At 42.6% G+C, this 537-nt stretch carries 1 rRNA gene; it reads right to left on the bottom strand.

Annotated elements, in window-relative coordinates:
- A 23S ribosomal RNA gene (locus FFO06_RS20800) occupies positions 1–225 on the bottom strand; the annotation flags it as partial.
- Positions 226–537: the final 312 nt, after the last annotated feature.

The raw sequence follows: 537 nt of genomic DNA, 5'->3' as shown, positions 1-537 counted from the left end.
GAATCTCTGTTTTGATTTCTCTTCCTCCAGCTACTAAGATGTTTCAGTTCGCTGGGTTGGCTCTTTCCTGTCTATATATTCAACAGGTAGTATTTAGGGTTGCCCCATTCGGATATTTCCGGCTCTTCGTTTGCTTCCAACTCCCCGGAACATTTCGTCGGTAACCACGTCCTTCTTCGCCTCTGTGTGCCTAGGTATCCACCATTAGCCCTTATTAGCTTGACCACAATTTTTCTTGGCTTTCACGAAACACTCTCATGTCTGTTTCTGCCTGCTTTTTCTCGTTCTCTTATGCAGTTTTCAAGGTTCTGGCTGGAATTTCACCCAGCAGTCTAACTTTTATAGTTAGGTGCTGTTTTTTTTCCTATTGAACTAAGCCAAATAATACTTTGAAAGATTTTTTCCAATCTCGACCGACCTAGGTTAGACCAATTTAGTTTCTACCCACAATTTTCACTGCTTTCGATTTCTAAATGGATTAGGTCTCCCTAAAAGGAGGTGATCCAGCCACACCTTCCGGTACGGCTACCTTGTTAC

This window comes from Dolichospermum planctonicum, from assembly GCF_005402965.1.
In the GTDB taxonomy this organism is placed as follows: Bacteria; Cyanobacteriota; Cyanobacteriia; order Cyanobacteriales; family Nostocaceae; genus Dolichospermum; species Dolichospermum planctonicum.
The sequence above is the reverse complement of the archived record's forward strand: the minus strand, read 5'-3'. Positions and strand labels throughout refer to the sequence as shown.